The organism is Bacillus aquiflavi, from assembly GCF_019915265.1.
Lineage (GTDB): Bacteria > Bacillota > Bacilli > Bacillales > Cytobacillaceae > Bacillus_BT > Bacillus_BT aquiflavi.
In genome coordinates this window covers 271,994-292,840 of record NZ_CP082780.1, presented here as the reverse complement: position 1 = coordinate 292,840, position 20,847 = coordinate 271,994, and the positions used below count along the sequence as shown (strand labels likewise).

Here is a 20,847-nt window from a genome sequence, read left to right as displayed (position 1 = left end):
GCGTGAGGTTTCTCTGTTTTCTGTGTTCATTCATCCAAACTGGAAAGCCAAGGGCTATTCTTTCTTAATTGTTCAGTCCTTCCAAGTTGTTCTAGACCAACTCGTACTATGACCTCTGCTGACTTCTGACCGTTCAGTTACTTGTCACCAAGTAGGTTATGAAGGGAACTTCACGTTTCTGTCAGACCTCCCCGGGTAAGCGCATCCACTTTCACACACACCATCTATCCGCCTCATTTACTTGATATGACCTTCGACAGAAAGAGCTTTATTTTGTTTGGCAAACTCACTCAATCATATCTAGCCTTGTATGAGATTCGTGTTCCTCGGATCGGTGTTTTGCCTCCAGCTTCCTTCAGATTCCATGTCACCACGGACACCCTTGCTCTTGGCTAACCTCTACTTCTGTCTTCGGGGTTCGGGACTTGCACCCTATAGTTCATGCGCATGCCGAGCGCACCAAAAGACCGTCTCCACCTCGCTTACTGTCCAAAAATGATTTAGCAGCTTCCCATGCTTTTGCGCGGTTTTCTCTCAGTTCTAGAATTTTATTCATTTGTTTTTTCCTCCTCAAAATTAGTGAGCCAACAGACTCAAGCGTTTTTCTAACTGTTCAATCGGTGTTTTATTTTCAGGCCTTGGTGGAATGAGTTTGGTAAGAAGTGAATTTGTGACTGCTGCTCGCGAGAACATGACAGCAACTGTTCCATTATCTTCTCGATCAACCGCATCAAAGAGCAGTCCATCTGCAAAGCCAAGCTCGACAGCTTTTTTGGCATTAAAACAAGACTCCGCATCCATCAATTGTGAAATGTTCTTCCTAGCGATTCCTGTCTTAATTTCATACGCATTGATAATACTTTCCTTAACTTCGGACAACATCTCGCTAGCCTTATGCATTTCGTTTGAATCTCCAATGGCAACCGTCATTGTATTGTGAATCATCATCATCGCAACTGGAGACATTAAAACTTCTGTTCCTGCCATCGCGATAACAGATGCAGCAGAAGCAGCAATTCCATCAATCTTTACGGTCACATCTCCTTGGTAGTCCATCAGCATATTGTAGATTTGGGCTGCGGCAAATACATCACCTCCGGGGGAGTTGATCCAAATCGTAATATCGCCTTTATCGTTCATTAGCTCTGATTTGAATTGTTTTGGCGTAACTTCATCACCGAACCATGATTCTTCAGCAATAACGCCATCCAGATAGAGCGTTCTGCCATCGTCGTTCTTGATCCAATTCCAAAACTTCTTCATCATTTATCCCTCCCTATATTTTTCTGTCCAAGCACCAGCATTGTTCATGTCGACAAAGTTTCCATTCACCAAATATTTGTCGCCCCCTTCTTCTTCCGGAATCAGGTTCATTTCTTCAAGTTCCCGAATAACATTCGCTGACATGACGCCATTTTGTCGCATGATTTGATAGAACTGCGCTCTTGATCCTGCATCCCCACGAAGGCGTCCATTCAGGTTAAATTTGATAAAATACTCTTTCTTATCTGCTTCACTCAGCAATGCTTTTTTCATCGATTGCTCAATACGTGTTACCCAAGGCATGATTGTATTATCAATAAAACTGATTGATTGATGTTCAATATTACTGAAAGTCGCTTTATCTAAATTGGCTACAAGGTGGGGTGGGACCCGAAAGATTCTACAGATCTCCTCAGTCTGGAACTTTCTTGTTTCCAAAAACTGTGCTTGTTCTGGCGGAATACCAATACTTTGAAATTTCATTCCTTCTTCGAGAACGGCAACACGATGAGCGTTACCAGTTCCTTGATAAACCGCATTCCAGCTATCCCTAATTTTTGCTGGATCCTTCACAACACCGGGATGTTCCAAAACTCCGCCGGGATTCGCACCATTAGCGAAGAATCTGGCTCCATACTCCTCGGTTGCAAGTGCCATCCCGATAGCGTTTTTAGCCATTGCAATTGGAGAGTAACCAACCAACCCATCAAAGCCTAGTCCCGGAATATGAAGAACTTCTCTGTTTCGAAGGATGACTGAACCTGTGTCCTTACGGTATTCGTAAAAAAGCTCCCCAGTAGAAGTTCTGTCCACCGTTACCCGATCGGGAAGAAGAGGATAAAGTGACAGCACGTTCCCTCTGCCATCACGGATGATTTGTGCGTATGCATTTCCCCATAATAAAAGATGACTCATCAGTGTTTCTCTAAACACGAATGAAGTCATCTCATCGTTTGGCTCATCATGGAGCATGGTATATAAATTGTGTTCCACCGCTTTTTGCTTGCCGTTATCAGTGTATTTGTATAGATGAAGCGGAAGGCTTGCGATTGTTTCTGCCAGAATACGAACGCAGGCGTAAACGGCAGTGGTCTGCATCGCCGTACGTTCATTGACTGTTTTGCCGCTATTGGTGCCTCCAAAGAAAAAACTGTAGGTACTACCGAAAAGGCTATTTTGCGGGCTAGCCCTTGATTGAAATAGTTTTGATAACAACGGTACTTTCATATTCCTCACCTCTAAATTTGGGCATAAAAAAAGCACCTACTTTTAAGCAGATGCGTAATCGTCTATTTTTTTGTTATAGAAAAAGGAGCAAAACATATAGTCTTGCTCCTCCCGCGAATGGAATATTTGGATTCAGGCATGACCCGTGCCTTCCAGCGGTTTTTCTAAATAACATCGCCAGCTGTAATTAGATACTGAAGTGCTTTTGGGAGTACGCTGTTTTTAACCAGTTGCTCATTTTCCCTAAAAAAAACTGAACTCTTTTTACGAATATGTTCATCGACATTATTAGCAATTTTTATTGATTGTCTTTCACAAGCATCATTTATAACATTGCATTCCACAAAGCGATTCCTTTTATTTCCATGAATCAACATAAAGTCAAACAAAACTCTACCATGCCCTAAGCTCACTAAGGTGTTCAGCTGCGCTAAGTCACTGAGGGAGCTTCGATAACTTGTTGCGATTAACAAGTAGTCATATGGGGCATTATTTAGTTGAATCACATCAAAATTATTCATAATAACCACCTTCTCCCTCAGTTATTTTATGCTGTTAGATAAGTATACGTGCGTTCAATTAAATCAATGACTTCATTTACAATTTGATCCGCTTCTAGCTTGTCCTCCAGGATACGAGTAATGAACATTATTTGTTCTGTATGGAACAACGTGTGGCGGTTTTTATTTATATATTTATAAGTCTCAACTAATGGGGCTTCGACTTTTGGGTTTTTCAGTTCCTGTACCACATGCCTTTTTAAGTGGAAGGCATCTGTCCTCGTGTCATGCCCAAAATGATATCCATAGCTATGCCCAATTTCGATTTCTTCTATACTGAATAAGTATTTCAAATACCCTTCAAGTGCACGTAAAGCAGGAAAAGCGTAGCAAGAGTAATCTTCCATTTCCACATTAACCTTTTTAAGAGAGATCGCTGGGGAAAGAATCTTGAATAACGTATCGTCAATATTTCCATATGCGTTCGGCATCAGTTTTTGAAGTTCGGTTCGTGTATCTTCAACTTTTATATCCACTTCATGAAAAGAATTATTGGCTTCGATAACATCAGTCATACTGATTTGTGGGCAGTAGGATAAAAAGGACAATGCCTCAGTATAAAGATAAGCCGGCTTTCCTTGCAAGACAACATTACCCGTTTCATAGATATTTATGTTTAAACGATCGCCTTTCGCGCTTACGAATTTACACTGTTCATATTTTGGATTCTCATGTTGAATGCAATCTTTTTCAATATCCTCTAATTCCCCCAAAAAGCCTACAAGGTTATATGACCATTCCTTATTAATCCTAAACGTATGCGATTTGGAAACACCAGTGTCTTTAAAGTCACTCAATTCAATAATCCGTTCTTTAAGCGCTAAGGATAATTCCGTGTTTTTACCAGTCGGACTCATCGTTGTTGTTCCATTATTTTTACTGTGAAAGTTTAAAGAACATAGCTTGCCGTTCACTGTGAAATTGCACTTATTGACCTTGCCTCTTTCTTCCAAAGATATGAAGCGGAAGTCATCCCACATTTGTGTCCCAGTATTTTTTATAATGTCTTCCAACTCAGTTGGATTTACAAAAATACCTACATTTCGAGTCTGATCAGGTTCATTCATTGGTGAATTTTCAGAAGGGGATTTTTTAGCAAAGGCTTCCTTAGCTAATTTATCCGCCAAATCATTGAATTTGTCACCAGAGTGACTTTTTACTTAAACGAATTTCACGGACACATCATTTTTTATATCATCATAATATTTTTTATAGGCTTTGGTACCAGTTTTATTTGCTTTCCATTCACCATTACACCACTTAGCGATACCTTCATAATCATGGTGAATCGCCAAGCTCTTGGCTCCTTTTTCAAGAGCAAAAGCCATCGCTCTTTCCGAACCCTTAATTTCTCCAGCAACATTCCTCATGGAAACTAGATCGGGATCATTATATTTTTCGGAAAAATGCATTTGTTTTCCTTCATAAAAAATAACCGCACCGTAAGAAAACTCAGAGCTTTCTTCGTTGAAGCTACCATCAACATAAGCCACAACTTCAACTTCATGATCGGACGCTCTATCTTTTTTGGATTCTTCAATTTCTTTTGAACCCGTCAAATAATTTTCTGCTTCAGCTTTGCTCGTGAAGCTCTTATATTCTGCACCTGGGTATCCATGTACATTCTGTTTACATTCATCCCATGTAGTAAATATTCCTGTTTTTTTACCTTGTTTTACTGCATAATATTTTTTTGCCATATATATCACCGCTCCTGTAAGTACTATTATCTTTGTGTGTTTAATAATGAAACATTACGAAGATGTGCCTTACAGATTGGTGATCTATCAAAATCTATCATTAACCAAATAAACAACCAGTTTCTATTAGAAAAAACTAGTTGCTCAGGCACGAATGAAAAAAATAATATTTCTTGTCTTTTAGCTTAAACTTCTATTATTATACGTGAGTTTCTAGTAGGTTGCAATGAAAACAAATCAATGCTCTTTCGAACTCAGAGTATTAATATCCCCCGTCCATCGTAAACACTCTCCCTGTTTTCATTACGAATTGCACGATCCAATGCCATAATCAAGGCTACCGCCCCATCAATCCGTTCTGTACTTTTTTCTTTATCCGGTTTAATATTGCCTGCCGGATCGGTCTTGACAAAGATGTTATCCATCATCCATCTTAAAACTGGGTTTCCGCCATGAACGATTCTTTTCTCAAGGGTTATCTTCATTAATTCTTTTGAAGCCGGTGACATATCCTTATATCCTTGGCCAAACGGAACAACGGTGAAGCCCATTCCTTCCAGGTTTTGAACCATTTGTACAGCACCCCATCTATCAAAAGCAATTTCTTTAATATTGTACTTTGTGCCAAGTTCCTCGATGAAAGCCTCAATGAACCCGTAATGCACGACATTCCCTTCTGTCGTTTTGATATATCCTTGCTGCTCCCATATATCGTACGGAACATGATCTCTTCTAACCCTTTGCTTCAAGTTTTCATCGGGTATCCAGAAGTAAGGAAGAACAATGAATTTCTCATCTTCTGTCCTTGGTGGGAAAACCAATACAAAAGCAGTAATGTCAGTTGTACTTGAAAGGTCTAACCCAGCAAAACATTCTCTACCACGAAGGCTGTCAATATCGATTTCTTCATCGCAAGCATCCCATTTCTCCATCTGCATCCATCGGGTCGATTGTTTCACCCATTGGTTGAGCCTCAGCTGCCTAAATAGGTTTTCTTCTGCCGGGTTTTCCTTCGCACTAATAAATGCATTTCGAACTTTCTCTATGTCAATGGTATGGTTCAATGATGGATTAGCCTCATACCAATTCTTTTCATCCATCCAATCATCGTCATCATCAATTCCATAAATCGCAGGGTAGAATGTCGGGTCAAGTTTCCTTCCCTCGATAACGTCTACTGCTTTTTGATGGACCTCATAACAAATCGAATTCCGGTCAGTTCCCGCAGTTGTGATTAAAAAGAACAACGGCTGCAGTCGAGCATCGCCAGAACCTTTTGTCATAACATCAAACAACTCTCGGTTTGGTTGAGCATGTAATTCGTCAAATACAACTGAGTGTACATTCAGACCATGTTTAGTATAGGCTTCAGCCGATAAAACCTGATAGAAACTATTGGTAGGTTTATAGACCAAACGCTTCATTGACATAACAGGTTTGAATCTTTTTCGAAGGACTGGCGACTGATCCACCATTTCAACTGCAACATCAAAAACAATGGATGCTTGCTGCCGGTCGGAGGCACAGCCATAAACCTCTGCTCCCCACTCACCATCCGCACACGTCATTAATAAAGCGACAGCAGCAGCCAATTCACTTTTCCCATTCTTCTTTGGAATTTCAATATAGGCGGTGTTGTATTGGCGATAGCCATTTTCCTTTACTGTACCGAATAGATCCCGAATAATTTGGTCCTGCCAAGGTAAGAGATCGAAAGGTACACCACGCCACTGACCTTTCGTGTGCTTCAGACAATTAATAAAGTTTACGGCATGCTGGGCCTTTTTTTCGTCATACACCTTTACCACCACCTTGAAAGAGCATAAATTCCATCGGGTCATTTGCATCAATTGGTTTATCAGTGACAATTCTACTTCTCGATGAAGGGGTTAATCCAAACTGCTCACAGAACCGATTCATGATTTTTAAATAACTCTGAGCAATTGAAACCTGTGGCACCTGCTGCCAATATCCTGAAGGGGTTTTGACAATGGTCCCGTGTTTGGAAATGAATTCCTCCGCCTCTTTCCATCTTGCATAGGCTTGGCAATATCCTGCAAATGCAGCCATATCTACTTCTGTCAAAATTCCAAGCTGTTCTAGTCGCTTGACCATCCTCCGCCACTCTTTTTTAGCTTCAGGTTCTAACCAAGTTGGGCATCTTGGTGCTTTCTTTTCAGGCTGGGGCTCGCTATGATTAAGCTGACGTTTGCCCGGGTTGCCTTCTAACGCCTTGATGGCTGTAGGCTTGGGCTTTCTTCCACGTTGGGTCACAGGCGCCACCTCCTTTCAAATTTGGCGTAGGAAAAGAGCCTATCCTTGGACAGACTCTTCTTGAACCGCTTGTTCGATTTTCGCATTCCTATTACTTCCATATTTCCATTTTGAATTCGCCTTTGAATACCATCCAGCTGAATCCAAGTTCTGGGCTTCTAGTTTAATAGTGAATATTTCATTTTCAAAATCAATCGCTATGCCTGGTATCTCATTCCAATATAAACAATGCACATTTTTGAAAAATGTTTTAAATTCATGTTTATTGACAGCCATGTATGCATATAATATAATGATCTTAGTGATCAGGCCCATGTTCCTTCCGAGGACTGGGCTATTTTTATGGGGTGATAAGTAATGAAGCCATTCCAAACGCACCGTCAACAAATAACGATTTTACGGGGTAGAGGTTTGACCATTGATAATGGTTCCACTGCTATGCGTATTTTTGAAAGAGAAAATTACTATAATGTGATAAATGGATATAAAGATTTATTTCTACTTAAAGATCAAAATGGACAAGCAGCATCTCCTGAAAAATATATACCAAATACTACCATCGAGGAAATATATAGCCTTTTCACATTTGATAGGGAGCTAAGAAACTTATTTTTAAAATATCTATTAATCTTTGAAAACAGTATGAAATCTAAAATCTCATATCGATTCAGTGAAAAGTTTAAGGAACCCCACGCTTACCTTCTATTTAAAAATTACTCAAGTTCAAACTTGAACCAGGTACTGAACCTTATTGCTATAATATCAAATAAAATAAAGCAAAAGTCATCGGAGAAAAATAACAACTCGATTAAGCATTATTTAACCGTTCACGGCAATGTGCCTTTATGGGTATTAGTAAACGATTTAACACTTGGAAACATTTCTAATTTTTATCAGGCTATAGACGCTTCCCTAAAGGACAAGATTGCTAAAGACTTCTCTTTACAATTTAAGAGGGATTACGGCGCAACATTCCAAATTCCTAAGGAATCAATTGTTGATGTTATTAAAATTGCTAATTTGATTAGAAATTTGTGTGCCCACGAAGAAAGGCTTTATAACTTCAAGTTGCACCATCAAACTAGAACTAGACACAATTCCCAATTATTGTCTATTCCCGGGAACTTGCTCGATGGTAGATTATTTACGATGTTCGCCTTATTAAAATTAGTACTCCCTAAAAAAGAACACAGAGAACTAAAAAGCTCCCTAGACAAACTGTTCAATAGTTATCAAAATAAACTAACAACTGTTCCATTTGCCGATATATTAACAATTATGGGCTTTGACGTTAATTGGAAAACCTATTTTTAAACAAGAAATAAACTCACCAAGTAGCCCTACTAAACAATACGCTCACTCGGTGGGTTATTTTATTCCCTTTATTCACTTTCTTTACGTTTACATGGCTTGCCCTACTTCTTTTACCGCCATGCCATTTTAACATTTCCTGTGGAAGTGAATTACATCCCACACTTCTAGACATGGACAATTTCAAGGTCAAATGCATATAGTACCTTTTTGAAATCCCCAAAGGCGCTTGCTTACTTTTTATTAAAATCTTCAGGGAAAATACCGTTCATTAGTGGCTCATTTGTTTCGAAGGCTATCATGATTAGGCTCTATAAATCATGTTAACCGGAAGCTTATTTCTTCCAGATTTCCATCTTGAATTCGCCTTCGAATACCATCCAGCGCACTTCCCCGTCTTCAAGTTGAAGGACTAGTATTCCCGGCAAAAGATACATCTCATTTTCTTGGTATCCAGCTTCTTCTATATCGCACTTTTACTGAAGCAGCAGTTCCATTCCCCTAAACGCATCAACATTTCCCTGCAGCATTTGAATCATCTCCCTAGTCATTCAAACAACCTCCCTGTGTTTTTGGTATGTCTATACATCACTCTAAACACAGGGATTAGCAAGTTAATTCTCGCCCTTTATGCCTTTATAATTGTAATTGCCCTTCCTAATTTCCTCATGGTCAGCCTTGACCGCCTCACTATAGTCAGCCTGCTTCGACTCCTTGTCCTTGCAAGCCATGCAAATGCAATCGGTATTGTACATAGACATAATTCGACCGCCTTTTAAGCAACCACCACAGCGATCGCAATTTATTTGTGTGAAGAACTTATCCATTCGGTTCACTCACCTTTCGATACGCTGCACTGCCAGAAAGGTTTTTCAAGAGTACTTTTCGGGTTGTTTTATACTCAGGGCCATTCATTCCAAGTCGAATGAGCCATGTCCGGAAGGAGTATTTTGGGTTTTCATCCTGTGACCGTTTGAAAGATGCCCGCTTTTGCTTTTTGGCATTTCGGTCGATAAATCCGATGAGGTCTTGGAAGGCTGTAACTGTCTCTGAGTCAAAACTTTGGACCGCCAGTTTGATCGTGAAGGTTTCATTTTCAAAATCAAATGCTAAGTTCGGAAGCTTCCCAAGTCCAAGTTCATCCAATGCCTTTTTGAAATCCCCAAGAGTTCCCGTTTCCTTTTCACTTAAATCTTTCGGTAAAGTATCGTCCATCAGCGGCTCGTTTGATTCGAATGCCATCATGATGAGGTGCTGCTTACTATAAAGCATGTTTACTAGATTTCTTAATGTGTTTCCAGTGTGACCCGCTAGCGGAAGTGTTATCTCCAGGCCATCTAATTCAGGAAGCATTGCGGCTTCGCTATTTTTGTTTGGCTCTGCTAGGTTTACAATTTCGTCGTAGTGTTTTGCGTCCCCGTTTGAATTTCTAATTGTTCCCTGCCTATCGATTGTGTAGGTCTCCTCTTCTGTCACAATCGCGTAAGCAAAAGTGGGGGCGCTGAGATACTTTGGTTTCACTCCTAAAAACTCGCCAAGTCTTTTAACCATTTCTTTTCGATTCATTTACATTACCTCCTGTGTTTTGGTGTAGTACATATATCCCTCAAAACACGGGTGATAGCAAGTGAATCCTGGACAATATCATAGTTGTTTTGAATGAAAATAGAGCCCTCAAGGCGAGATAACTCACACTAGCAATTCTTCGTCCAATTCAACTTCAGGCTTTGGAACATCGTAAAATGCAATCGATTCTCCGTCACGGCATAACAACACGTTTTCATCACTCCCAACTTGTTCAATATATCTTTTCACAATCACATCTGCATATTTTTCATCAAGCTCACTTGTGTGGCAAATACGGTTCGTTTGTTCGCATGCAATGAGGGTGGAACCACTCCCTCCAAACGGGTCCAGTACAATACAATTGCTCATGCTGCTATTCTGAATAGGGTAAGCACATAGGCTGACCGGTTTCATTGTTGGATGGAGCCCGCTCTTTGAAGGTCTATCAAAATTCCAAATGGTACTTTGCTTACGATCAGAATACCAGTTATGCTTTCCACCTTTTAACCAACCAAATAGAATCGGCTCGTGCTTCCACTGGTAAGGGCTTCTTCCTAGGACTAGGCTTTGCTTAGCCCAGATACAAACACCAGATAAATAAAAGCCAGCATCTTTGAATGCTTTTCTGAAGTTGTAGCCTTCTGTGTCAGCATGGAAAACATAGATGGATGCATCCCTTTCAACATGAGCGGCCATATTGGTGAAAGCTTGAAATAAAAAGTTATAAAACTCTTGGTCTTTCATGTTATCGTTTTTAATGCTTCCAGCTTGTGAAGAATAATTTACATTGTAGGGCGGGTCCGTAACGATAAGATTCGCTTTCTGCCCATTCATTAAAACTTGATAAATCTCTGGGTCCGTACTATCCCCGCATATTAATCGGTGTCGTCCAAGTAGCCACAAATCGCCTTTTTGGGTAATCGAAGGCTCTGCCAACTCCTTATCAACATCAAAGTCATCTTCTTTGACATCTTTATCATGCATTTCGTTAAATAGCTCATCAATTTCCGGCGGATCAAAACCGGTAAAACCGATATCGTAATCTACCGACTGTAAATCGGCAATCAAGTCAGCCAATAGTTCGTTATTCCATTCACCGCTTATTTTATTCAAGGCAATATTAAGGGCTTTTTCTTTTGTCTTGTCTATCTCAATAATTACACAATCGATTTCGGTATAGCCTAATGCCTTTAAAACGGTAATCCGCTGATGCCCACCAATTACCGTCAAATCTCCATTGACGATAACGGGATCTACATAACCAAATTCACTAATGCTATTTTTTATTTTTTCAAATTCACTGTCTCCAGGCTTCAGTTTTTTCCTTGGGTTGTAACTGGCAGGAATTAAATCATCGATCGCTACCTTTTTATATTCCATCTTCATCACTCCAAAATCTAGATTTGATATAGCAATCATGGCTGCAGAACTTTCGCTTTTTGTTTCCGTAGCAACTAAAATCATTCTCACATTGCGGGCAAGTGTAATGGTAAATGGCTGCGTCATTTTTATTGCGCGCCTGTGGATTTTCCTTCCACCATTTACGCCGGCATTCATCGGTGCAAAATTTCCGGGTTCTTCCACGACTTTTTTGATTGATTGGGCTACCGCAGCAAGTGCAGAGTAGATGATTGTTCATTTGCTCTTTCACGTTTAAAGCGACAACTCTGGAATCACCCGCAAGTCCATTCCTTTTACAAAACCCTCGGATGCTATCCCGAGACTTCCCAAGAATTGCTGCAATAGCTTTATATCCAACTCCTTTAAGCCGGAGATCATAAATCGTCTGTTTTTCTACCTCATTCATCCCTCACACCCCTTTCTGCGTTAACCGTTTTAAAATCGGCAATAAAAAAACGCCTTAATCAGCCGATTTCCAGGTGACTATTGGCGTTTAGTGTACATTTATTAATTCTCCATAAAAGTGGCGCAAACCTTATGCTGACAATGAATAAGCTGATTTATATTCATATCCCTATTTAACCTCACCGCAAATTCGTAAACGGTCGAAGCCCTTGCGCCTATTGGCTTTTCCCACTTCTTCCTGCTATCTATTGATATCCCCCTTGTTTAATTCCGCGAAAATTCACGTGATGGGGGGCGTCGGTCGTTAGGGAATTGGCTGTAGGGATTCAATCCCCCCTAGGGGGTCGGCATCAAAAGGTGTAGACGGGATACCGATCTTCTGTTATTGTCTTTCGGTCATGGCATCTTTTACACAAAGGTTGCCAATTGCTTTGATCCCAAAATAAACTCTGGTCCCCTCGGTGCGGTTTGATGTGGTCTACCACAGTAGCTTGGGTAAGCGTTCCTTTCTGCTGACATTGTTTGCAAAGGGGATTTAAATTCAAGAATCTTTTTCTTGCCTTCCTCCAACGGTTATCATAACCACGCTCGCTTGCATTAGGCCTATCATTTACATGAAGCTTTGCATGAAACTCGCAGTACTTATCATCGGTCAACAAAGGGCAGCCGTTGTGTTTGCATGGCTTCCTTGGTTCCTTCGGCATTGTTTTCAACTCCATTACTCTATTAAAAAAGCCCCGAAGGATTATCCTTCAAGGGCCGTATCTATGCTATTTATACACCTTACACTCTATCACAGGGATAGGGTGGCTTAACATGGCTTTTCATGGCGTGTTTTATTAAAAAATATTGAAATTGCCATTAGTCATTCACCAGCCACCACCTCAATAAGCGATGGCTGGGTTGAAAGAATTTATAGGCATGCCGTATATGTAAAATCTAGAACAGTTGAAGAAAAAAAGAATTAAACCAATCATCAGGGATGCAACAGTTTTTTTCATATTTATTTTACGGAACTGTTTAAATTGATGTGTGTTACAATCTTTTTAAGAAGAAAATTCATTATGCGTTATTTCTACACAGGAGCCAACTCTTATATACAAGCATGCTGAAATAGCTTTATTAAGGTAATCAACGCTAATTGTGGTGGTGAAAAAAATGAAAGTAAATTTATCGGCTACGGGCTTTTGGAAAGTCAATAATAAGGGTGCAAAATATACAGGTGACTTATATTTAAATGAGGATGAAGGCGGAATAATATTATATATTCGTATACCCAATAAGGGTCCTATCATGAGCTACTTAGAAATTCCACTTGAAATTTCCTTTATTGTTGGTACTACGATAAACGGCGCTGAGATTACTCTTGTTAATTGTTCGAGAATAAGTACTAATAGCAGAGTAGGATCTGAGGAAGTATTTGGCTACAAAGCTCAATTTATGTTTAATGGTGTAAACTTTGAAAAAGAAGAGGACATAAAGTTTTCCAAAATGATAATAGGCATTCCAGGAATAATTCAATGGGGTGATGTCTCAAATTATATAAGACCTGAATTGCATCAAACAGAAGGTTCTCTTATAGGTTTGGATATTATAGATCCAGTGAAAATATACTCAAATGAATCTTACAATATTTCCTATTATTTAACTTTTAGTGACCCATTTTATCTTATGAGTGAAGAAATCACACTAAAGCAAAAGCCGCACCTTATAATTGAAGCTCAATCCTCAAAAACAATTGAATGGTTTATGAATATAGCTAACCAGATGAAAAGACTTATAGAGATAGCGATAGGCAGTACTTTAAGCTATGGATCGATGACTGTTGAGACTCCCGACGTATATTATGAGCTCGAAAACGGCGAGAAACATATTCGGCCTCTAGAAGTTTTTCATGCCCATAAACATGCTGTAAATATCGAAAGTAGTTCTAGGCGATTAATAAAACATGACTACCTTTTTAGTCTTACCGAATTAAAAGAAGCAAACTTCTCAAAATGGCAACATATAGCGAATATAATGGAGCCTATAATAGAACTTTATATTGACAGTCTATACAATCAGAATTTGTCAGTTAGTAGGCATTTCTTAAATATGGTACAGGCTTTAGAAACTTACCATTCACGAAAAATTGCTTATTCTTTAGATGACTTTAAAAAAAGAGTTGATAAATTATTAGAAGCGAGACCTAGAGCCTTCTGGAAAACTGATAAAGAATTATTGTTAGGTGGTTGCAGAAATTTTGTTATACTAAAAAGTCGCCTAGCCGACCTACTAATAGCAGATTACAAATTCATTTTTCACACAGGAAACTTCAAATTGTTGGAATTCCCCAATTCAATTGCTCAAACTAGGAATTATTATACACACTATGATCAAGAACGAGAGAATAAAGCCCTAAAAGGGGAAGAATTAATAACCGCCTTCCATATTCTACGCAATATACTTGAATTCTATTTACTTAGAGAATTAGGATTTAAAGAAGACTTTATTCACGAAAGAATAAGGGAAAGAATAAAACCAATTATTACTAGTAACGATATTAGAAGAGCTGATAAGAGAAGAAATAGCCAATAATTCAAAACAATATTTCAACCTTGTCTTCAATTGATATTTCTTTCACGATCGGGTACTGTTTGTTGCACAAAAAAGGACACCACATTAAACAGCTTAGTGCCCTTTTTTTGTGCCTTTTAAAAATAATCTTCAAACTCAAATTCCATGGGTTCATATACATCCTACCGTATTGTTTTTCAATAATTCATTTATTTCCTTCAATGCTTTCCGATGCAATCGATAAACCCATCGCACATCATAGCCCATGATAGCAGCGACTTCATCCCATGTACTCCCGCCTAGATACCGAAGCTCAAGCAATATGCGATGGGAGGGATTGGCTATTTCTGCTATGAAGGTTGTCAATTCACGCTTCAAATCAACTAACTGGTCAATGTCATCGTTGATTTCTTCTTCAAGGCTCAACAAATTAACAAGGGCATTTTCCATCGGCGATTGTTGCTTAGTACTTTGAACTTTATCATCCTGAAGGACGGAGGTTGTTCTTAAGGCAAGTTCCCGTAACATCGAAACCTGTTCTAGTTTACTGTTTATTCTTTGGTCAAGCTGAAAAGCCTGGGATAAATATTCTTTTGCGTTCACCGGCAACTCCTCCCATCATTACATACCATCTGGAAAACGCGCTTTGTATTGTTTCATTTTGGCTTTGACCGCTTCAATCAATGCTGCCTGGCTCACATCTTTAGTTTCCAGGGCTTTCATCACCCGTTCATCAATCGTGTCTTTTGCAATGATATGATGGACAATGACCGTTTGCTTTTGTCCTTGGCGATACAGTCTTGCATTTGCTTGTTGGTAGAGTTCAAGACTCCAAGTCAACCCAAACCAGACGATAATGTTTCCACCTGTTTGAAGGTTCAGCCCGTGCCCCGCTGATGCAGGATGGACTAACAAGACGTGAACCTTTCCCTGATTCCAGTCCTTGATATCTTGATCCGATTGAAGAAGTCGTGGCTTTAGTTTCTTCAAATGTTCTAGAATCCTGTCCTTATCATGTTGATAGCCGTAAAAAACAAGAACCGGCTTCCCGCTTGCTGCCTCCATCAATTCATCCAATGATTTCAACTTCTCATCGTGAATATGTTTCACTTTTCCATCTTCGCCATAAACCGCACCATTAGCCATTTGCAATAGCTTGTTGGCTAGCACTGCCGCAGACCCAGCTAAAATATCCGTCTCTTCTAGGGATAAAATCAATTCCCTTTCTAACTGGTAGTACTGTTCCTTTGCCCTCTTTGGCAGTTCTACTGAAATCACATTATCGATCCGTTCGGGTAACTCGAGATAATCCTTAGCTTTCATGCTTACACAGATATCGGAGAGGTTTTCATAAATGGCAGCTTCCGCATCTTCTTTTGGCTTCCATGTGTAGACCATCATTTGGTTTCGTTTATCCGGAAGGAAGTACTTTTCTCGATATCCGGTGACCGTCTTCCCCAATCGTTCTCCACCATCTAGTAAATAAATCTGTGGCCACAAATCGATCAGACCGTTCGGTGCAGGGGTTCCAGTTAGCCCGACGATTCTTTTGATAAACGGTCGTACCTTTTTTAAGGACTTAAACCGCTGAGCCTTGGAGGATTTAAAACTGGATAACTCATCAATCACCACCATATCGAAGGGCCAGTTTGAATGTAGTCGTTCAACTAGCCAAGTGACATTTTCGCGGTTGATAATGTAAATATCCGCTTTTTTGTACAAAGCCGCCACACGTTGCTTTTCACTACCAAGCACCTTTGAAATTCGAAGTTCCTGGAGATGATCCCACTTTTCAATCTCATCTTCCCATGTAGTACTTGCTACTCGAAGCGGAGCAATCACAAGAACTTTCGCAACTTCAAAGTAGTCATACATCAGTTCTAAAATCGCCGTTAATGTAGAGACTGATTTGCCCATCCCCATTTCAAGAAACAGGGCGGATTTCTTTTTATCGATGATCCATTGAGTGGCAAAGTCCTGATAATGATACGGTTGGTAATTCATCGAATCATCTCCTCTAGCATTCGATCGACCGCCTCATAGCTATCAATCTTAAAAACTTTAAAACCTAAGGCTTCTAGCTGCTTTTTCCGTTTCTGTTGTAAGGCCTGCAGCTTTTTGGACGGTGCTTTTAATTCCACAAAGGCGATTTTCGAACCATTAAAAAGCACCAACCTGTCGGGCACTCCTGCAAAACCAGGAGAAATAAGCTTCAAAGCCAACCCACCATGTTCGTTCACTTTCATCTTTAGCCTTTTTTCAATGGCAGCTTCCTTCATTTTTTATCACTCCAATACGAAGGTATACATCACAAACCCAGTATTCATGCGGTTTCCAGCCATTTGTATTCTCCGTATACCTTTTTTCCGTGGACCTATACATATAAGCGCTCATCTTCTGTTAAACCCATTTCTAATGCGCCCATCTGAGTCAATGCCCCTTTCGAGCCACCGTATCCAAGAGCCAACTCCGCAATCTTTCCTTTCTGTCGGAGCGGACTACCTTTATCAATGGATTTAATCGGAACTTTGAACATTTGAGCTGCAGAGGCTTCATAAATTTTCCCATGCGATTGAAACACATCCATCCGCCAACGTTCCCCTGCAAGCCATGCAATGATCCTCGCTTCAATCGCTGAAAAGTCCGCAACGATAAATCGGCTCCCTTTTGATGGAATGAAAGCAGTTCGAATGAGTTGGGACAGTACGTCGGGAACATTATCGAAAAGAAGGGCTAGGGCTTCATGATTTCCTGACTTCAAAAGATCCCTTGCAATCTGTAAATCTTTCATATTGTTTCTTGGCAGGTTATGAATTTGAACGAGTCTACCTGCCCAACGGCCTGTTCGATTCGCACCATAAAATTGCAGCAACCCTTTAATTCTTTGGTCGGAACAGATGGAGCGTTCCATTGCTTCATACTTTTTCACTGATGTTTTGGACATTCCCTGTCTTAGTGCCAACAGCCGCTTCGCTTCTGGGTCTTCCACTTTCTTCATCAGTAACTCGACATTTTTCTTTGCAAGGCTGTCCACCTCTATTCCTTGTTTCAACAACCATCCTTTTAACTGAGCTGGGCTATTCGGATTGTCGAGCCCCGTTAATTGGACAGCTTCATTAAAGAGAGTGTCTTGAAATGATTTATCTGCTAGAATAGCGTTAATAACTAAGACTTTATCGATGAGCACACCGTTATCATTTATCTTCTGATCTAACTCCCAAAGCTTCTGCTCTACTTTGGGAATTGGGAATGACTCTAACTTCTTTCGGATTTGCCTTTCGACCTCAACATCCTGTTTGCAGTAGTCTTTAAAGACGCCCCACTTTTCCGGGTCATGGTCAGGTAGATTACGAGTTCTCCCCTCATTCACTTTGGTGGGTTTACAAGGAACAGAAAAGTAACGAATCAGTGATTTTCCTTCCTTCATTTTCTGTTCATTTAACCTCAGACACTTAGCTACTCCGTCCAGGTGGCCAGGTAAACCAAGCATTAGGGCGTGAACAGAAGAGCAGCTCCACTGTTCCTGCGGCATCGGTGTATGAAAATGCTTTGCTAAACATGTCCGTTCAAAATTGGCATTGTATGCTGTTTTTATGACATTTGGGTTTGTCATAGCTTCGATGATGTAATCGGGTATTTTTTCACCGGAAGCTAAATCAACAATTTGTACATCTTCATCATCAACCGCATAGGCAAAGAGGAGAATTTCAAAATCAGCTGATTCACTGTAGGCATAGACCCCCGATTTAAGGAGGTCTATATTACTGTAAGTTTCGATATCGATAGCTAATAGCTTCATAGCTATCAACCTAAGATATCGTCATCATCGTCGCTGTCGTCAGCAAAATCAGCTTCGGCACTGCTACGTCCGCCAAGTGGGTCCCCATCATCTGTTTTCATTATATTTTGGAGTCCTGCAGCGATTCCTTTATTTCCATTTACGTTGTAAGCGTAGAAAGTCAAACTAACTCGTCCATAACAGCCTGAATAAAATTCACTTTGGTCCATGATTGGATTTAAGTCCGCATCCACAATGCCTGGTTTGATTTTGCTGTTGGCATTAATAAAGAAAGAATCTGCATAAGCTTCATCATCTTCACGATCCGTATCACCATTGCGCAATGGGTTCTTCAAGTTCGATGGTACCTTACCGCCGAATTTGTCCTTGTTTTCCTGAGTGGCTTTTTGAATGGCATCTTTGATCTTTTTAATCACTTTCTTGTCCGATTTTGGGATAATAATGCTTACTGAATACTTCAGGTCGCTCCCATTAACACTCACCGGTTGGTGTACATTCGCATAACTGAACCGTACTGGGTTTTCCTTTGTTCCAACTGTAATTTTAATCATTTTGTTTTCCTCCTCATTATTGAAAATCTGCTTCCGGAGAAGCTTTTATTTCTGGACGCTTGTCCTCTTCTCGAACGAGCTTAATTTTCCCCGGGGCCTTTGTGATATGGGACCCAAGCAACTCCTGGAATGCCTTTTTGCCCAATTGTTTTTCAAGCGCCGTAATCGTGTTGAGCGATTTTTTGTAAATCACATCGCTATCAAATCCGGAAGCAGTCAGCGCTTCAATAACTGCATTTTCATCCATATATTTACGGCTCCCCCTGCCTTCAACCAGTTTCATGCCGGGCCAGTGCTTGTTTTCATTTATCGCCTGTGAAAGAGCAAATTCCTGGATATCTTTTGCATAGCTGACTAATTTATCGATGGAGCCAAGTACCTCCACCACTTCTTCATCTGTTAGGAGTGGCGGCTGTTGAAAATCCAAATAGGCCAGCTTCATATTTTCTTCTGCTCTTGCCCTACAGGTCGCCTTTGCCTTACAGAAACGGCAATGGTCGCCTACGCAATAGGTGCCCTTACCGGCAAAGGCCAATTCCGCCTTCGGGATGACTTCTTTCTCAGCCCACTCGAGTAGATCATCCACCGTCATTTCAAAAGATGAGATGCTATCAAGTCGCGGCTGACTAATTGTCATAACAATTGTTTCAAGATCATATAGGAAACCAAATTGGTTAATGGCTCCGAGTGCATATAGTTTCATTTGGGGATTTTCAATCGCACTAACCGCAATCCCTTTCCCGTATTTCAGGTCAATGATTTCCAAAGTCTTATCGGTAATAATCGTTGTGTCAGAAGTACCAAATCCATCGGGCACCCATGGACTAAAATCCAGCCGCTGTTCTAGCATCATGACAGCATCCTTTGTTTCGGCTCTTGCTTCATTAAAACGTTCCATGCAGAAATCTTTATGCACTTCGGTGGCTTGTTCCATTTCTTCATTAAAGAGCGGATCCTGGCAAAGCCTTTTTATCCTGCTGGTATATTTCTGCTTTGAAATGAACCCTGCTTCTTTTGCGATTTTCAATTCTGCAAGTTCATGGGCAAGGGTTCCTTCCTCAGCGTAAAATGAAGTTTCCTCTTCCATCGATTCTTCCAGCCTAGGAGACTTGGTGCACACCATCCATCTATGCGCACCGGATGCGGCATCCCGAAAAAGTACAGCCTCTCTATAGTATTCAATACCATATCGGGCGTTCGGCTTAGCCTTAACATCAAAAATCAAACAACATTCATCAATATGATTTCTTGCATATTCCGTAAGCGTTGCGTAACCAGCACTATTTCTCTGGACATATTTCGGATCATTGATACAGACATGGGCGTTTACATAAAGATAATCCCCTGAATCTAATATCTTTTTGAATGCTGGTTTCGTAGCATATTCATAGAGAACATCTTCGGCGCTAATAGAAAATGTCTGGTTGTTTTTTAAAGCCACTACATCGAATGAATGGCCTGGTACATATTGTTCATCTATATAGTTATATACACCAATTGCCTGCTTATATCCAAGGTCAATCATTCGAATTTTCGCAGCTACTTTAGACACTTCGAAAAAAACAGATAATTCTTCAACGACTGCTTCAAAAATGGTATATGAATTGCCTTTCCCATTACACTTTTGATATTTCGCAATCAACTCTTCGATTTTTACTCTTGTTTGTTTTTTAGGCATTAAAATTCTTGGCGCAAGGGCGTTCGCCTGCCATTCCATCCAATCAAGAGGTGTTCTATTCTTTTCAGGCCTGGCTCCTTCTCGCACTTGACAACTAATAGCGCGAGCTTCTCGGTTATACAGTTTTTCAAGTTCAAAGAATTTTTTATGTAAATCCCAATGAACGCATTCGTGAATAATGGTATTATTCACGGAACCAATATTACGCATAAAAAATACATCTGGGTCGATGAGGATGGTTCCTCTTTTAACTTTTGCTCTCTTATAAGTGCCAGTTTCAATATCATAGAATTTGATGCGTGAATCAGAGAAATATATTTGGCCAAAGATTGTACCCAATTGAGTAATATGAACCTGGGCAACCTTTAACCCCATAATCTTTGCTATTCTACGAGCGGGAACTTTCATTGGCTTTTCAAGAGCTACAGGATAATATTTTTTTAGAAACCTCTCAGCTACACAATCCAGCTCGTCCTTGCTAATAATAGGTACCAAATACTCGGAAAGTCGGTTCTCCTTGCTTTCTTTCTGTTTCATGTAGATAGAAACATCAGTC

18 protein-coding genes and 1 pseudogene are annotated in these 20,847 nt (G+C 40.2%); 2 read left to right on the top strand and 17 right to left on the bottom strand.

Annotated features, from left to right (window positions below; genetic code table 11):
• Nucleotides 1-576: 576 nt before the first annotated feature.
• The 8 genes from K6959_RS01465 to K6959_RS01430 form a co-directional block, all read right to left on the bottom strand.
• On the bottom strand, nucleotides 577-1,263 hold the full coding sequence (locus tag K6959_RS01465; protein ID WP_223087435.1) for a head maturation protease, ClpP-related: 687 nt from the start codon (nucleotides 1,261-1,263) through the stop codon (nucleotides 577-579).
• A gap of 3 nt (nucleotides 1,264-1,266) precedes the next feature.
• The gene (locus tag K6959_RS01460) at nucleotides 1,267-2,490 is read right to left on the bottom strand and encodes a phage portal protein (RefSeq protein WP_163243233.1); all 1,224 of its coding nucleotides are present in this window, start codon (nucleotides 2,488-2,490) and stop codon (nucleotides 1,267-1,269) included.
• Nucleotides 2,491-2,654: 164 nt separating this feature from the next.
• Entirely contained in the window at nucleotides 2,655-3,011 is a 357-nt protein-coding gene (locus K6959_RS01455; RefSeq protein ID WP_163243232.1) for a type II toxin-antitoxin system RnlB family antitoxin, read from the bottom strand.
• A 26-nt stretch (nucleotides 3,012-3,037) separates the two neighbouring features.
• Nucleotides 3,038-4,177 carry an RNase LS family HEPN domain-containing protein gene (locus tag K6959_RS01450; protein WP_223087433.1) on the bottom strand — a complete coding sequence of 380 codons (1,140 nt, stop codon included), beginning with the start codon at nucleotides 4,175-4,177 and terminating at the stop codon, nucleotides 3,038-3,040.
• Between the two features lie 33 nt (nucleotides 4,178-4,210).
• A complete protein-coding gene (locus K6959_RS01445; RefSeq protein ID WP_223087432.1) occupies nucleotides 4,211-4,750 on the bottom strand; it encodes a ribonuclease H1 domain-containing protein in 540 nt (179 codons plus the stop codon).
• Between the two features lie 254 nt (nucleotides 4,751-5,004).
• The gene (locus tag K6959_RS01440; protein ID WP_374058377.1) at nucleotides 5,005-6,591 is read right to left on the bottom strand and encodes a terminase large subunit; all 1,587 of its coding nucleotides are present in this window, start codon (nucleotides 6,589-6,591) and stop codon (nucleotides 5,005-5,007) included.
• On the bottom strand, nucleotides 6,542-7,024 hold the full coding sequence (locus tag K6959_RS01435) for a phage terminase small subunit P27 family (protein ID WP_163243229.1): 483 nt from the start codon (nucleotides 7,022-7,024) through the stop codon (nucleotides 6,542-6,544). Before K6959_RS01435 ends, K6959_RS01440 begins: the two co-directional genes overlap by 50 nt.
• Before the next feature lie 39 nt (nucleotides 7,025-7,063).
• Nucleotides 7,064-7,339: a hypothetical protein gene (locus tag K6959_RS01430; RefSeq protein WP_163243228.1), complete on the bottom strand. Its 276-nt coding sequence runs from the start codon at nucleotides 7,337-7,339 to the stop codon at nucleotides 7,064-7,066.
• 42 nt (nucleotides 7,340-7,381) lie between these two features.
• Between K6959_RS01430 and K6959_RS01425 the strand changes: the two genes are divergently transcribed.
• The gene (locus K6959_RS01425; RefSeq protein ID WP_163243227.1) at nucleotides 7,382-8,338 is read left to right on the top strand and encodes an Abi family protein; all 957 of its coding nucleotides are present in this window, start codon (nucleotides 7,382-7,384) and stop codon (nucleotides 8,336-8,338) included.
• Nucleotides 8,339-9,154: 816 nt separating this feature from the next.
• Here K6959_RS01425 and K6959_RS01420 read toward each other — a convergent pair.
• The 3 genes from K6959_RS01420 to K6959_RS01410 all read right to left on the bottom strand — a co-directional run bounded on the left by K6959_RS01420 (nucleotide 9,155) and on the right by K6959_RS01410 (nucleotide 12,411).
• Nucleotides 9,155-9,901, bottom strand: coding sequence for a virulence-related protein (locus K6959_RS01420; protein WP_163243225.1), 747 nt, complete (start codon nucleotides 9,899-9,901; stop codon nucleotides 9,155-9,157).
• Nucleotides 9,902-10,024: 123 nt separating this feature from the next.
• Nucleotides 10,025-11,281 carry a site-specific DNA-methyltransferase gene (locus K6959_RS01415; protein ID WP_223088272.1) on the bottom strand — a complete coding sequence of 419 codons (1,257 nt, stop codon included), beginning with the start codon at nucleotides 11,279-11,281 and terminating at the stop codon, nucleotides 10,025-10,027.
• A gap of 776 nt (nucleotides 11,282-12,057) precedes the next feature.
• Nucleotides 12,058-12,411 carry an HNH endonuclease gene (locus K6959_RS01410; RefSeq protein ID WP_163243224.1) on the bottom strand — a complete coding sequence of 118 codons (354 nt, stop codon included), beginning with the start codon at nucleotides 12,409-12,411 and terminating at the stop codon, nucleotides 12,058-12,060.
• A 454-nt stretch (nucleotides 12,412-12,865) separates the two neighbouring features.
• Between K6959_RS01410 and K6959_RS01405 the strand changes: the two genes are divergently transcribed.
• Entirely contained in the window at nucleotides 12,866-14,284 is a 1,419-nt protein-coding gene (locus K6959_RS01405) for an ApeA N-terminal domain 1-containing protein (RefSeq protein ID WP_163243223.1), read from the top strand.
• A 150-nt stretch (nucleotides 14,285-14,434) separates the two neighbouring features.
• Here K6959_RS01405 and K6959_RS01400 read toward each other — a convergent pair whose 3' ends face one another.
• From K6959_RS01400 to K6959_RS01375, 6 genes and pseudogenes are all read right to left on the bottom strand, one after another.
• On the bottom strand, nucleotides 14,435-14,866 hold the full coding sequence (locus tag K6959_RS01400; protein WP_223087430.1) for a DUF1492 domain-containing protein: 432 nt from the start codon (nucleotides 14,864-14,866) through the stop codon (nucleotides 14,435-14,437).
• A gap of 18 nt (nucleotides 14,867-14,884) precedes the next feature.
• Nucleotides 14,885-16,267 carry a DEAD/DEAH box helicase gene (locus K6959_RS01395; RefSeq protein WP_163243221.1) on the bottom strand — a complete coding sequence of 461 codons (1,383 nt, stop codon included), beginning with the start codon at nucleotides 16,265-16,267 and terminating at the stop codon, nucleotides 14,885-14,887.
• Nucleotides 16,264-16,542, bottom strand: coding sequence for a VRR-NUC domain-containing protein (locus K6959_RS01390; RefSeq protein WP_163243220.1), 279 nt, complete (start codon nucleotides 16,540-16,542; stop codon nucleotides 16,264-16,266). The genes K6959_RS01395 and K6959_RS01390 overlap by 4 nt, the downstream gene beginning before the upstream one ends.
• 110 nt (nucleotides 16,543-16,652) lie before the next feature.
• Nucleotides 16,653-18,062, bottom strand: a pseudogene (locus K6959_RS01385) (DNA polymerase); the annotation flags it as partial.
• Nucleotides 18,063-18,067: 5 nt separating this feature from the next.
• A complete protein-coding gene (locus K6959_RS01380) occupies nucleotides 18,068-18,613 on the bottom strand; it encodes a DUF2815 family protein (protein WP_163243219.1) in 546 nt (181 codons plus the stop codon).
• Between the two features lie 16 nt (nucleotides 18,614-18,629).
• Nucleotides 18,630-20,828: a DUF2800 domain-containing protein gene (locus K6959_RS01375; RefSeq protein ID WP_262421852.1), complete on the bottom strand. Its 2,199-nt coding sequence runs from the start codon at nucleotides 20,826-20,828 to the stop codon at nucleotides 18,630-18,632.
• Nucleotides 20,829-20,847: the final 19 nt, after the last annotated feature.

Coding starts and splice junctions, on each gene's coding strand:
- K6959_RS01430 (WP_163243228.1), bottom strand. CDS start 7,339: ATGGGCCTGATCACTAAGATCATTATATTATATGCATACATGGCTGTC.
- K6959_RS01380 (WP_163243219.1), bottom strand. CDS start 18,613: ATGATTAAAATTACAGTTGGAACAAAGGAAAACCCAGTACGGTTCAGT.
- K6959_RS01425 (WP_163243227.1), top strand. CDS start 7,382: ATGAAGCCATTCCAAACGCACCGTCAACAAATAACGATTTTACGGGGT.
- K6959_RS01460 (WP_163243233.1), bottom strand. CDS start 2,490: ATGAAAGTACCGTTGTTATCAAAACTATTTCAATCAAGGGCTAGCCCG.
- K6959_RS01375 (WP_262421852.1), bottom strand. CDS start 20,828: ATGAAACAGAAAGAAAGCAAGGAGAACCGACTTTCCGAGTATTTGGTA.
- K6959_RS01395 (WP_163243221.1), bottom strand. CDS start 16,267: ATGAATTACCAACCGTATCATTATCAGGACTTTGCCACTCAATGGATC.
- K6959_RS01445 (WP_223087432.1), bottom strand. CDS start 4,750: ATGGCAAAAAAATATTATGCAGTAAAACAAGGTAAAAAAACAGGAATA.
- K6959_RS01420 (WP_163243225.1), bottom strand. CDS start 9,901: ATGAATCGAAAAGAAATGGTTAAAAGACTTGGCGAGTTTTTAGGAGTG.
- K6959_RS01440 (WP_374058377.1), bottom strand. CDS start 6,591: ATGACCCGATGGAATTTATGCTCTTTCAAGGTGGTGGTAAAGGTGTAT.
- K6959_RS01415 (WP_223088272.1), bottom strand. CDS start 11,281: ATGGAATATAAAAAGGTAGCGATCGATGATTTAATTCCTGCCAGTTAC.
- K6959_RS01455 (WP_163243232.1), bottom strand. CDS start 3,011: ATGAATAATTTTGATGTGATTCAACTAAATAATGCCCCATATGACTAC.
- K6959_RS01390 (WP_163243220.1), bottom strand. CDS start 16,542: ATGAAGGAAGCTGCCATTGAAAAAAGGCTAAAGATGAAAGTGAACGAA.
- K6959_RS01405 (WP_163243223.1), top strand. CDS start 12,866: ATGAAAGTAAATTTATCGGCTACGGGCTTTTGGAAAGTCAATAATAAG.
- K6959_RS01465 (WP_223087435.1), bottom strand. CDS start 1,263: ATGAAGAAGTTTTGGAATTGGATCAAGAACGACGATGGCAGAACGCTC.
- K6959_RS01410 (WP_163243224.1), bottom strand. CDS start 12,411: ATGCCGAAGGAACCAAGGAAGCCATGCAAACACAACGGCTGCCCTTTG.